The sequence below is a fragment of the Streptomyces sp. NPDC002088 genome (genome assembly GCF_040296605.1).
Classification (GTDB): domain Bacteria; phylum Actinomycetota; class Actinomycetes; order Streptomycetales; family Streptomycetaceae; genus Streptomyces.
Map to the genome: position 1 here is coordinate 1 of NZ_JBEOXO010000062.1, position 11,846 is coordinate 11,846.

Annotated in this window: 10 protein-coding genes and 7 pseudogenes; 15 read left to right on the forward strand and 2 right to left on the reverse strand. The window is 67.2% G+C overall.

From position 1 onward, the window contains the following. Positions 1 to 64: 64 nt before the first annotated feature. A complete protein-coding gene (locus tag ABT114_RS49160; RefSeq protein ID WP_502988533.1) occupies positions 65 to 403 on the reverse strand; it encodes a transposase in 339 nt (112 codons plus the stop codon). Positions 404 to 516: 113 nt separating this feature from the next. Between ABT114_RS49160 and istB the strand changes: the two are divergent. The 12 genes and pseudogenes from istB to ABT114_RS49225 form a co-directional block, all read left to right on the forward strand. Further along, positions 517 to 1,018, forward strand: a pseudogene (istB, locus tag ABT114_RS49165) (IS21-like element helper ATPase IstB); the annotation flags it as partial. A gap of 67 nt (positions 1,019 to 1,085) precedes the next feature. Next, positions 1,086 to 1,445, forward strand: coding sequence for an immunity 51 family protein (locus ABT114_RS49170; RefSeq protein WP_351153592.1), 360 nt, complete (start codon positions 1,086 to 1,088; stop codon positions 1,443 to 1,445). 222 nt (positions 1,446 to 1,667) lie between these two features. Further along, positions 1,668 to 2,192 carry a hypothetical protein gene (locus tag ABT114_RS49175; RefSeq protein WP_351153594.1) on the forward strand — a complete coding sequence of 175 codons (525 nt, stop codon included), beginning with the start codon at positions 1,668 to 1,670 and terminating at the stop codon, positions 2,190 to 2,192. After that, complete coding sequence (locus tag ABT114_RS49180; RefSeq protein WP_351153597.1) at positions 2,189 to 2,383, forward strand: hypothetical protein; 195 nt, start codon at positions 2,189 to 2,191, stop codon at positions 2,381 to 2,383. The genes ABT114_RS49175 and ABT114_RS49180 overlap by 4 nt, the downstream gene beginning before the upstream one ends. Before the next feature lie 12 nt (positions 2,384 to 2,395). Then, positions 2,396 to 2,689 (forward strand): hypothetical protein, encoded by a 294-nt coding sequence (locus tag ABT114_RS49185; RefSeq protein ID WP_351153599.1) that lies wholly within the window; start codon positions 2,396 to 2,398, stop codon positions 2,687 to 2,689. A gap of 488 nt (positions 2,690 to 3,177) precedes the next feature. After that, a pseudogene (locus tag ABT114_RS49195) lies at positions 3,178 to 3,469 on the forward strand (MFS transporter); the annotation flags it as partial. Continuing rightward, positions 3,360 to 3,735, forward strand: a pseudogene (locus ABT114_RS49200) (arginase family protein); the annotation flags it as partial. The pseudogenes ABT114_RS49195 and ABT114_RS49200, both read left to right, overlap by 110 nt. Positions 3,736 to 3,902: 167 nt before the next feature. Then, positions 3,903 to 4,596: pseudogene (locus ABT114_RS49205) on the forward strand (phosphatase); the annotation flags it as partial. Positions 4,597 to 5,791: 1,195 nt separating this feature from the next. Next, on the forward strand, positions 5,792 to 6,118 hold the full coding sequence (locus ABT114_RS49210) for a hypothetical protein (RefSeq protein ID WP_351153602.1): 327 nt from the start codon (positions 5,792 to 5,794) through the stop codon (positions 6,116 to 6,118). A 143-nt stretch (positions 6,119 to 6,261) separates the two neighbouring features. Continuing rightward, entirely contained in the window at positions 6,262 to 7,407 is a 1,146-nt protein-coding gene (locus tag ABT114_RS49215; RefSeq protein ID WP_351153605.1) for a sensor histidine kinase, read from the forward strand. Next, entirely contained in the window at positions 7,404 to 8,081 is a 678-nt protein-coding gene (locus tag ABT114_RS49220; RefSeq protein ID WP_351153607.1) for a response regulator, read from the forward strand. The genes ABT114_RS49215 and ABT114_RS49220 overlap by 4 nt, the downstream gene beginning before the upstream one ends. Positions 8,082 to 8,591: 510 nt before the next feature. Further along, on the forward strand, positions 8,592 to 10,085 hold the full coding sequence (locus ABT114_RS49225; RefSeq protein ID WP_351153610.1) for a transposase: 1,494 nt from the start codon (positions 8,592 to 8,594) through the stop codon (positions 10,083 to 10,085). Here ABT114_RS49225 and ABT114_RS49230 read toward each other — a convergent pair. Then, positions 10,075 to 10,281, reverse strand: a pseudogene (locus tag ABT114_RS49230) (NF041680 family putative transposase); the annotation flags it as partial. The gene ABT114_RS49225 and the pseudogene ABT114_RS49230 overlap by 11 nt on opposite strands. On the opposite strand from ABT114_RS49230, the pseudogene cas1e reads away from it, so the two are divergent. The 3 genes and pseudogenes from cas1e to ABT114_RS49245 form a co-directional block, all read left to right on the forward strand. Further along, positions 10,279 to 11,016, forward strand: a pseudogene (gene cas1e, locus ABT114_RS49235) (type I-E CRISPR-associated endonuclease Cas1e); the annotation flags it as partial. The pseudogenes ABT114_RS49230 and cas1e overlap by 3 nt on opposite strands. Next, positions 11,013 to 11,363 carry a type I-E CRISPR-associated endoribonuclease Cas2e gene (gene cas2e, locus ABT114_RS49240; protein ID WP_351153613.1) on the forward strand — a complete coding sequence of 117 codons (351 nt, stop codon included), beginning with the start codon at positions 11,013 to 11,015 and terminating at the stop codon, positions 11,361 to 11,363. The pseudogene cas1e and the gene cas2e, both read left to right, overlap by 4 nt. A gap of 403 nt (positions 11,364 to 11,766) precedes the next feature. Continuing rightward, positions 11,767 to 11,846: pseudogene (locus ABT114_RS49245) on the forward strand (polysaccharide deacetylase family protein); the annotation flags it as partial.

The window sequence follows — 11,846 nt, forward strand, 5'->3', positions numbered from 1 at the left end:
GGCTTCGAAGGGCCACAAGACCTTCATCATCCGCACAGCACCACTCTCGGAAGCTTTCCTACTGTCAACTCCCCTTCGTGTTCAGGACACAATCCTTGGCGAAATATTGGGCCGCCCGGCGCAGGATTTTCCGCTCGAGTTCCCACTCCTTCTCGGCCCTGCGCAGCCGGCCGTTCTCCGCACGCAGCCGGGCCAGTTCCTCGTCCCTGCTCTCGGCGGCCCGCTCGTCGCTGCTGCCGCGGCCCGCCCGCTCATCGGCCTGCCGTACCCAACTGCGCAGCGTCTCGCCGGTCACCCCGACATCCGCCGCGACCGCCGCATACGTACGCTTCCCGCCCGCCGCGCGGTACAACGCCACCGCGTCATTCCTGAACTCCGCCGGATACGGAGACTTACGTCCCACCAAGACACCCTTCCTCGGATCCACAAGATCCATTGTCAGAGTGTCCACACAGAGGGGGTCACCTCAATCGCGGCATGAACCCCTGTGTGTCCACACTCCGGGGGACACCTCACAAGGACCTCGCCACCCTCTCGTTCGTCGAAGTCAAGGCGAACGCGGCTCTCCTGGGTCCGCCGGGGGTGGGCAAGACGCATGTTGCCGTCGCGCTCGCCGTTGCGGCTTGCCAGGCTGGCTACTCGGTCTACTTCACCAGCCTCGACGACATGGTCCGCAACCTCAAAGCTGCTGAAGCCGCCGGGCGCCTGGCCAACAAGCTGGGCACCTACCTGCGGCCGGGCGTCCTCGTGGTCGACGAGGTGGGCTACGAGATCCTCGAACGCGGAGAAGCGAACCTGGTCTTCCAGGTCATCTCAAAGCAGTATGAAAAGGGTTCGATCATCCTCACCTCGAACAAGACCTTCAGATGAATGGGGGCAGGTCTTCGGCGACGAGGTCCTCGCCACCGCCATCCTCGACCGGCTCCTCCACCATTGCGACGTCATTTCCATCAACGGTCCCAGCTACCGGCTGAAGTACCGGCTCGCGGCCATCGAACGCGACACTGACGCCGCATGACCGGACGCACAGAACCCTCGTCACAGCAGTCACGTCAACTGTCTGAGCCGACCTCTACGATCACGTCGTGACCGATCAATCGCCCCTGGCCCCCTTCATCCTCGATGAGGCGGAGGCCGCTCAGACCTCGCACTGCCTGATGCTCTTCGACGGCGACATGGAAGAAGTCGAGGACGTCTTCGAGGAGCACAATGCCGAAGGCAATGGGCACGGCTGGGAGTGCCTTGCCCAGTCGCTGGTCCACTCGTTCATGCCCGAACTCGCCGACCGACTGGACTTCGGGTCGGAGTCTGGCACCTTCGTCGTCTCCAGCACCGACCTAACCGCGCTCAAGCGGCTGGGCGACGTGCTCCGCGACGCATTCCACGACCGCGACCTCCTGGCGCGCCAAATCCAAGTCGCTGACCCGCTCTTCCTGCCGCGCTGACGAGCCGCGGATCGACCTCAGGGGCCATCTCACTGGGGACGTTCATCCGTACGCGGCTGGGGAGTTCAAGGGGTGTATGCCGACAACAGTGGAAGTCGCGGCTCCGGCTGGCGTCGGCACCACGACGAACGCCTTTCAACACCTACTCGCGGGGAGGCATTCGGACGGTTCCAATACCCGACTCCACCGTTAGGGACGTCGGAGTCCGGGTTCGCCGCCGAGGTGGCCAGCAACGAAGCAGCCGCCCGGCTGGACTACCTCGAAGACCTCTACCGGGACTGGAACGACGGCGGCGGCGCCTCCGGCGGGGCCGCGGAGCGGATCTCGGCGGAGTTCGAGCGGATCCGCCGCGAACTCGGGGATCTGCCCGGGGTGGTCTCGTCGTCCGCCCGGCTGCGGACGATGCTGCAGCACCTGACCAAGATGCTGCACCCCGGAGTGCTCAACGACTGCTTCTACCAGGCCGCCACCGCCCTCTGCCGCAAGCGGGCCAAGGCCCTCGGCCGTCCCCTGCCACTGCACAACATGTGCCTGCACTGCCCCAATGCCCGCCGGTCGGCGGTGCACTTGCCCCGGCTCACCACCGCACGGGACCAGGCCCTGACGGTGCTGGACCTGCCCAGGAAACAACGCGAGGCCCTGCCCCGGCTGCAGGTGATCGCCCTGACTGACTACGCCACCGAACTCGATGAACTCATCCAGAGCATCACCACGGAGGACACCAAGGAAGGCGCGAAGTCGGCGTGAACGACGAGACACGGCTGCGCATCCGGCACACATTCGACCGGCTCTCGACCAGCGGCAGAGTGCTCACCGCCATCGACCGCTCGCTGATGGAGGCGTTCGAGCGGCTGATGCACGGTCTGCCCGAGCTCACCGACGGCAAGATCACACTCGTGAATCTGTGCACTGAGGCCGGCGTCTCCCGCGCCTCCTAGTACCGCTCGCCGGTGGCACAGGCAGTGAAGGAGATCCTGGAAGTGCCGCAGACCCGCCGCCCGGAACCGGAGGAACTGCGGGCGGCGGTATCCCGGCTGAAGAAGGCAGAGCGCGGGCTTCGCAGCGAGCACGCCGCCGAGATCCGCGAACTGAAGGACACTGTGGCCGCCTACGCCAACCAGATGCAGGTCCTGACCTTGCGCAACGCCGAACTGGAGACCCAGAACGCTCGTCTCCTCGAACGGTTGCGCAAATTGGGGGAGAACGCTGTGGCCCTGCCGGCCCAGAGCCCTCCTTCACCCTGACGGGGCGCTCACCTTCCGGTTCGCGGGCCTTCAGCGGTGTGACTAATGTGTCGCGCACCAGGCATATGCGCCCCGCCATGGGAGACCTGGTCCTTCTCCTGAACGAGATGAGCGGGCCTTTGTCCTGGCAGAGCACACGGTCCGGGTGAGTGGGTATGCGAGCAATCTGGTGATGCGCGAGCTGGACGAGACGGCCGCCGGCGGCCCGATTGAGCTGGGCGCGCTGAGCGACCTTGACCTCGGGGTCGAGCGCGGGCTTGGGTAGCTCGCCGAGACTTGCGATGAGGACCAACGGGCGCCCCTGCTCGGTCTGTTCAGCAGCAGCCGGTGCCGATGCCGATCCAGCGGGCTGCTCGGCCGCCGAGTCCTGGTCGGTCAGCTACGCCAGGCTGGGCGAAGGTGTTCGCCCGCCGGTGCGCTGATCGCGATCACTGGCGCGGCATCTCCTCTCGTCATGTCGGTCACCTCCCCAGCTGTTGCGCGGCTCGTTCAACTACGTGCGGTTCTTGATCGGTTCGCCGTTGGCCGGGCAGTCGGGGTGCCTGGAGTTCCCGCGAGGCCATGTTCTTACCCGATGGCGCGTTGGCGCTGGTGACGCTGGTGCACGGCCGGTCGTTCACTTCGCGGCCGGACCGATACGGCGACGGGCATGAGCGGCCGCGCACAGCTGATGTGGGACGAGACAGTAACGGGTTACGACTTCGGTCCGGGCCATCCGATGGACCCGGTCCGGCTCGCCCTAACCACGAGACTGGTCGACGCCTTCGGGCTCGACCGTGAGGTGGAGGTGGTCGCGGCAAAAACGGCGGGGAGTCGACGCTGCGGCTGATCCACCGGGAGGACTACACCGAGGAGGTAAAGGCCGCGTTGGCGAATCCCGGGGCGGCGGACCAGCCGTACGGGCTGGGAACGCTGGACGATCCCGCGGTCGCCGGGATGTACGAGGTGAGTCGACGCTGATCGCGGGGCAGTCGGTGGGGGCGGCGGAGGCCGCTTGGCGCGGGGAGGTGCTGCACGCGGTGAACTTCGCGGGTCGGCTGCACCATTGCTGGGCCTTGTCGTGATCTGACGTTGGCCCGACTGGCCGGGGGCGGGTGCCCCTTCCGCCGCTGACGAGGTGCCGCCAGCGTCCACCTGCTCAGTGTTACGCCGTCTGTGCGTAGTTTCCCCGTTTGCCTCCGCCTCCCACTCCTCATCCCCCACCGTCACACCCGTGCTCACCCCCACAACCCTCCGCACCCACCTCCTGGCCGCAAGCCTCGCCGACTCCGTGCTCACCTCCGGGCAGGAGAGCCTCCGGAGTTACCGGCTCTTCGGCGCTCGGGACCCCCGCGTGCTCATCGGCATCGCCTCCGAATGGGCGTGGGGGAGCGGGATCTGATCGCGTTGATGGCGGACAAGTGCGTGGTTTCGGCCGATCCAAGGCACACGCCAGGTCCTGCTCGGTTTCTACGCTGCCTTGACGGACGCACTGTCAGCGGCTGGATGTACCGTTCTCACATCGGCGCATGGTTGCCGGGTCGACATGACGACCCGGTTCGGCCTACGCACGTACAACCTCGACCACGTACGAGGAGTCGCGCTGGTGCGGGAACCCGGCGCCTCTCGCCCCGATTGTGAGCCCGGTGCGCACACACACTCGCTGCTCCCGGTTTCCCCTGCACTGGCCGTGGCGGTGGAGGGCGAGGGTCGTCGCCGGAGCGGGTGATCGGGGACCCCAGCCGGGTCTGCCGGGCAGGCCAGCTGGGGTTTGAGACCATCGGGCTGGCTGACACTGACGGCCTCGCCCTCTTCGTGAGGGAGGCCGAGGGGCCCTGGCCGCCGCCATCCCACTTGATGACACTGTGCGGACTGATTACTACCGGCCGCTTACCCGCTACGTACTCAATCGAGCGTGTCTGTCACAGGAGGCCGCCGATGACATCCCCTCTTCCCCACTCGCATCACCCGCTCCTAGTCTGGGGATTGAGGACGCAAGGCCAAAATCGCAGGTCGAGGGCGCACTCAACCTCAGGCGGCCTCTCAGCTCAGCGATAGTTGGCCAGCAGTTCCCCTGGAGATCAGGAAGTCCTGCCGGCGACAGTCTGGACCGGCAACACAGGTACGCCCGGCCGTCGGGGACTTGGCGGTACACGACGGCCGGGCGTTGACGGAAGGACACGTATGCCCCTCACGGCCATTGTGGCCCTATCGCTCGTCAGCGTCGCAGCATTCGCGGCCTACTGCAACGAGCGAATCGGATCGGCCATCCTCGTCGGATGCGGAGCACTCGCAGCGTTCTACTTGCTGGTCGGCGCACAAGAGGGCAAGCGGGAGGCGACGCAGGCTCCCTCGGCGCCGACCGTATCGGTGACGGCACCAGGCACGTTTGGAGGTGAGCCGCCTCGTAGCGACGACCAGCCCCGTTCGTTGCCGTCGGCCACCTTAGCGTCGCGGGGCGTCGGCGGCTATGTCGCTGCAGTTCCCGACGACGCGGGCGGGTACGCCCACAGCGGTTGACGCCCACGCGGTCGTGGCTTGAGGTTCCCCCGCTGTTCGGGTGAACCTCAAGCCACCTGGCCAAGCAAGGCTGCGATTTTCAAGGAGCCCCCAACACCGTGATCCGCACCCTGGACGAGGTCGTCGCCTGCAGTTCTCCTACAGCTACCCCAGCCCCGCCCAACTGGGCGACCATAAGGACGACTTCGAACGCGACCTGCGCCAGGCCCTCACCGAGTTCAAACCCTGGCCCCCTACTGGGGTAGGGGGCCAGTTTGGCACTGTGGTGTGACGTGGCGGATGGGGCCTTGGCTCTAACTTTCTGGTCGTCGGCAGCGAGTCGGCCAGAGAGTGGAGGAAAAGACAATGTCATTCAGGGCTTCGCAGCGCGTCGGCAACACTTCCGAGTCCGGTTCAGCGGTCATTCGTCCGGGATTCGCGCGGCGGGTCGGGTACGCGGCAGTGCTGCTTCCGGCCTCGGTCGCGACGGTCGGTGCGGTTGCGGTCGGGAGTTCGGACAGGGCGTGTGAGTGGTGGGCCCGGGCCGGTGAGCAGGGCTTGGCAACGCAGACGTCGAGTGGGCGACCTGGCGCGGCGCGTCTGCTGGCACATGCCCTGTTGTGCGTGCCGCTCGGGCTGCTGGCGCTGATCCCCGTGGGCGTCGAAATCTTGTTCGTTCTTCGCGGGGTCCTCTACCCGCTGGTCGACCGCGGCCCTTACAACCACTCCTGGGGCGGTCCGAGCGTCGGTGGGGCCTGGCTGGCGCACTTCGGCGTCGGCGTGCCGTTAGCGGTTGCCGGGGTGGGCGCCCTGTGGCTGTTGGGGCGCCTGCACTCCCGCCTGGCGGGCTGGATATGGGGCCGCAAGGTCGGGCTCGGACCCTTCATCACCACGGCGGCGGCCTCCGTCGGCGGGGTCGCGCTGGTCATCGCCTGGATTCACCAGTTGTGAGGCCGGACGTATCATGTCCCGCGATGAAGATCCACCTTCCTGACCTCCGGCGCCGGTCCCTGCTGGCCTTCTGCGGGCAGGCAGTGTGGGGCAACCTGGCCCGGCCGTCGGTGTCCGTCCCGGGTGGCCGGTGGGGACTTCGAATGCTGTGGATCCTGGCCGTTGGGGTCTGCTTCATCGGAACTTTGGACTTGACGCAGCATTACAACCTTGGCTGTGGCCCGGCGATGGCGTTGACCGTCGCCCGGGCCGCCCCGCTCGTCCTCGTGCCCAGTCGGCCCCGGACTGCCTGGTGGACGGAGCTGACGGCGGCGGTTACGACGGCTGCGCTGAGTCGGCCCCATTCCAGTTCCGAACCGTGGCCATGGGCCGTGACCTCGCTGCTGACCGTTGCCGTCGTGCTCGCCGTGGTCGGCTTGCGGACAACGCGTCGCGCCACGTTCGCGATGTGGTTGGAGGTTCTGGCCGCCGGGGCACTGCTCATCGCACTGGTCCCGACTCGCGACGGGTGGATCGCACTGCTCCCGATGAGCGTGTTCCTCGCGGTTGCGGCGGTCACGGCTGATGCCGTTCGCGGCCGTGGCGAGGCCGAGGCCCGGCTTGCGGCCGCCGAGCAGATCAGTGTCACCGAGCAGGCGAGGGCGACACTGCTGGCAGAGCGCGCGCGCATCGCCAGGGAACTGCACGACGTTGTCGCCCACCATATGTCGGTGATCACCGTCCAGGCCGATAGCGCGCCGTATCGGATACCCGATGTGCCCGCGGCCGCCACCGCGGAGTTCGCGGCCATCGCCACCGAGGCGCGACGGTCCCTGGCTGAGATGCGACGTCTGCTTCACGTGCTGCGCAGCGAGGAGTCACCCGACGGTGAGCACGCCCCGCAGCCCGGTCTGCCCGATCTCCCCACTCTCATCGAGACGACCGGCCGCGCGGGCATCGACGCCCGTCTGGTCGTGGCCGATGATGTGCCGACCGGTGCTGAACTCCCTGCCGTCGTAGGGTTGTCCGCCTACCGCCTGGTCCAGGAAGCGTTGAGCAACGTGGTGCGCCATGCTCCAGGCGCCCGCGCGCACGTCAGCGTCGACTACGTCGACGGCGCTGTACGGATTGGCGTGGTCAACTCCAGCGCGACCGGAGCCCGACCCGCCGTGGAGACCCGGGCGGGCGGGCATGGCCTGGTCGGGATGCGGGAACGCGTCGCCATGCTCGACGGCGAGCTGACCGCCCAGGCTCTTCCCGACGGCGGCTTCCACCTCACCGCCGTCCTTCCCTTGTCGGGAACACCATGACCATCAAGGTTCTCGTTGTAGACGACCAGGCCATGATCCGCGCGGGCTTCGCCGCATTGCTGAACGCCCAGCCCGACATTGAGGTAATTGCCGAGACAGCCAACGGTCAGGAGGGCGTCGAGCTCGCCCATCGCTCACGACCCGACGTCGTGATCATGGATGTGCGCATGCCGGTCCTGGACGGTCTGGAGGCAACCCGGCGCCTGATGAACCCGCCACGCGGCGTCAAGCACCGGCCTCGGGTACTGATGCTCACGACCTTCGACATCGACGACTATGTCTATGAGGCGCTGGCCGCCGGGGCCAGCGGCTTCCTGCTCAAGGATGCTCCGCCCGCCGACCTGATCGCAGCGGTGCGGGTCGTCGCGGCCGGCGACGCGCTCCTCGCGCCGTCGGTCACCCGGCGGCTGATCGAGGGCTTCGTCCGCAGTCGCCCGCGCGCGTTCCCGGCCTCGGCCCGGCTCAACGGGCTGACTCCGCGGGAGACCGAGGTCCTCGTCCTGGTCGCCCGCGGTCGATCGAACACCGAGATCGCGGCAGACCTGTTCCTGGCTGAGCAGACCGTCAAGACGCACGTCAGCCGAATCTTCGAAAAACTCGCGCTGCGAGACCGGGCTCAGGCCGTCGTTTTCGCCTACGAAAGCGGCCTGATCAAGCCCGGCGAGGCCAACTGAGCCTGGGTCCACCGACTTGATTCCTAAATGGTCCTTTCGCGCCCGTGCGGTGGGATTCGTGCCGGTGGGCGGTGCTTGTGGCGAGATTTGCCCTTAGCGGCACTGCGTCGGAACACCGTGCGGCGGTTCTGTCCGCCGTCGCGGAAATCATCCGCGCGATCCGTGGCAAGCGCTAAGGCGGGGCCGCTCGCCAACGTCGAACCTGAGCTTGATTTTTAACATTGCTCGCGTTTTGCGCGGAGATATTCTGTTCGAGTTTCGAGGCGCTTCACGGTCTTCCCGGGCTCGTAGCGTGGAGCCGGTCTGCGGTTTCTTGAGCCAAGTGGTTGTCCTGGTCCGGGTCTTGAGGTTTTCGGCACTGCGGCGGGACGGGCGGGAGGCTGTCGCACGGCTCCTGCCCGGTGAAGGTCAAGTGCGATTCGTTGTTCGGTTCCGAGGATCAGGGAGGCGTCGGAATCTTGGCTGGTGGGGCGGAACTTCTTGTCGGGCGACCGTGAACGTGATCTTGAGATGCCGCGGGATGTACAGGAGTGGCTGCCGCCCGAGCACCTGTGCTGGAAGGTGCTCGACGTCGTCGAGCTACTTGACCTGTCGGCGTTCGAGAACAGCTACCGTGACGACGGGCGGGGCGGGGTGGCCTACCCTCCCGCGAGCCTGATTGCGTTGCTCCTGTACTGCTACAGCAAGGGAGTACGCTCCTCCCGTCGCATCGAGCAGGCTTGCTGGGACGACGTAGGCTGCCGAATCATCACCGCGAACCGCCGAGTGGACCACTCCACCGTCGCGCGGTTCGTACGACGCCACCGTGCCGCCTTGAACTCGCTGTTCGTGCAGGTGTTGTCGCTGTGCGGCCGACGTGGCCTGGTCGATCTTTCGGCGGTGGCCGTGGATGGCTCACCGATGGAGGCGAACGCCTCACGCGACGCCAACCAGCGGCTCCATCGCCTGGAGGAGACCATCTCCCAGTGCGAGAAAGAGATCCACGCGCTGATGGAGGATGTAGTCGACCACGCGCTGAGGGTCGAGGCCGATGGCTCGGGGGCACAGGGCGATGGCGAGGACGCGTGCGACAACTGGCCTCGCCTGTCCCGGCTGTGCGACCGGCTCACCCGGGCCCACTTGGCCAGGGACAGACTGCATGAACGGGCTATGCCTTCACCCGCCGAGATCCGGATCAAGGTCGAAGCCGCCGAGCGGATGGTGGCCCGCGCGGAGAAGCGCCTGGCCGCCGAGACCGAGGCTCACCAGGAGAAGCTGAAGAAGTACAAGCTTCGCGTCCAAAAGGACCGGGCGGCAGGACGTCGCGGAGCCAACGGACGGCCGCCGGTCCCGATGGAGCACAAGACCGTCCTCGTTCGCCAGCGAACGCGACTGGTGAAGATGCGGGCCTGGCTGGAGCGGGCCCGCACACCCCGACCGGTCCCCTCCCCGGAGTCCCGTGCCTGCCTGAGCGACCCCGACTCCCGGCTGATTCCCGGCAAACGCGGCGGCTACCTGCAGGGATACAACATCCAGATCGTGTGCGCCCGCCGTCAGTTCCTGCTGGCCATCGAAGCGCACGACAATCCCTCGGACAGGACGGCCCTCGTTCCGATGGTGAAGAAGACCCAGCGCAATCATCAGGCCGCACGGCTCCCCGGCGACATCCAACTCTGGCTCGCCGACAGCGGGTACGCCTCCGCCGCGTCCTTCGAGGCCCTCGCCGACCTCCCGCTACTGGTCTCGGTCACCAGCGATGCCGACCAGGCAGGCTTTCCCGCGAAACGTCAGCAGGCCCCTGCCGGCCAGCAGGGCATGGCGGCCCGCCTCGCCACCCCAACAGGACGGGTCCAGTACCGTCAACGCAGTGCCCTGGTCGAGCCGGGATTCGCCCAGATCTTCCAACGCTTCGGGCGACACCTCAACTACCGCGGCCGCCAGGCGGTGGACGCCGAGATCAAGCTCCTCGGCACGGTGCACAACCTCAACAAGCTCATCAAACACACGCCCAAGAAGGACTCTTGACCTTCACCGGGCAGGAGCCGTGCGACAGCCTCGCGGTGTTCACGCGGATGTGCCGGAACCCCCGGCGGACCCGGGCAGGGGTGAGCCGATGTGGCGGGCGTGGCCTTTCCCAGGGGCGGCGGAGGTCCTCGGCGAGGGGGCGGGCGAGGCGGAGCTGGGTGTGAACGGTGATGATCAGCCAGGTCCATAGGTCGGCGCCGCCGTCGCCTGGGTCGGCGAACACGGCGTGCGCTACTATGCCTCGGGCCGCGCCCTCAGCCGCTCCTCCACCTTGATGGAAGCCCAGGCCCTGCAATGGGCCAACCCCCGCAACCGCCTCAGCGTCGCACGCGAGATGTATCGCCTGCGCTTTCCCGATGAGGACTCCGCCGGCCTCACCCGACGTGAACTCCTCGGCCACGAAGGCAAGCGGGTCAAGGGCTGCTACCGCGCCCAGGCCGCCCGCACCGGCATTCCCTGGCGTGGCCGTCGCTATACCCCAGGCGATTTCACCAGCGGCGACGCCGTCAACCAGGCCATCACAGCCGCTGCCCAATGCATGTACGGCATCGCCCACGCCGTTGTCACCTCACTGGGCTGCAGCCCCGCTCTTGGCTTCGTCCACTCTGGCCACGAACTCTCATTTGTCCTCGACATCGCCGACCTCTACAAGACCCAAATCGGCATTCCCGTCGCCTTCGACGTCGCCGCCCTCGGCGACGAGGACATCGGCTCCCGTACCTGCCGCGCCCTACGTGACCGCATCAATGAAACCTCCCTCCTCAACCAGTGTGTCGACGACATCAAGCAGCTCCTGTTGCCAGACACGACCGGCTCCGCCCCCGCAGGCGATGACTGGGACATGGTCATGCTCCAGAGCGACGGCGGCCACCACGTCGCCTCCGGGATCAACTACGACGGGCCCGACGCCTATGCGGACATCCTCTGGTGACCGTCATCGTTCTCACCAACTGCCCCGCCGGCCTCCGCGGCTTCCTCACCCGCTGGCTGCTGGAAATCTCCGCAGGCGTGTTCGTCGGCAACCCCTCCGCCCGTATCCGCGACGTCCTGTGGGACGAAGTCCAGCAATACGCTGGACAGGGCCGTGCCCTGCTCGCCCACACCACCAACAACGAACAGGGGTTCACCTTCCGTACCCACGACCACGCCTGGCACCCCACCGACCACGAAGGCATTACCCTCATCCGCCGCCCCGACCCCACCTCACCGAACAGCACGCAGAGTTCACCAACCGGCTGGAGTAGAGCCTCCAAACGTCGACGCTTCGGCAGAAGCTGACAACGAGCGCCCGCTATGAACCATTCGCCGGAATCGGAGAAAGTGGTCACAAAGCGGCACTGGCCTCGGTAAAGCAGCAGGTCATCCAGCCTGCTCCCCGCGCCCGCGGGGATGGTCCCTGCGCCGACGCCGAATCCCGGTCGTCCTTGCCCTGCTCCCCACGCCCGCGGGGATGGTCCCTTGCTTCCGTGCTCGTCGCACAGGTCGTACTCCTGCTCCCCGCGCCCGCGGGGATCGGGCCAACCGGCCCGATCCCGCCGCTGCTCGCCGAGTTGTCCGTGAACTCCCCCGGAATTGTCCGTGATCGGTAACGGACGCATCCCGTGGCCGCCGCCCCTCGTCCTGCCAGGTGGTCGCAAGACGACCAAGGGTCGGCGAGGAACTGCGGGAAAGTGGGGCGGACATGGCACGGCACGGCGGCGCGCGGGGCTGGTACGGCAAGGTGGTCGGGGCAGCGCTCGGTGTGACGGTCCTGGCCGCCGG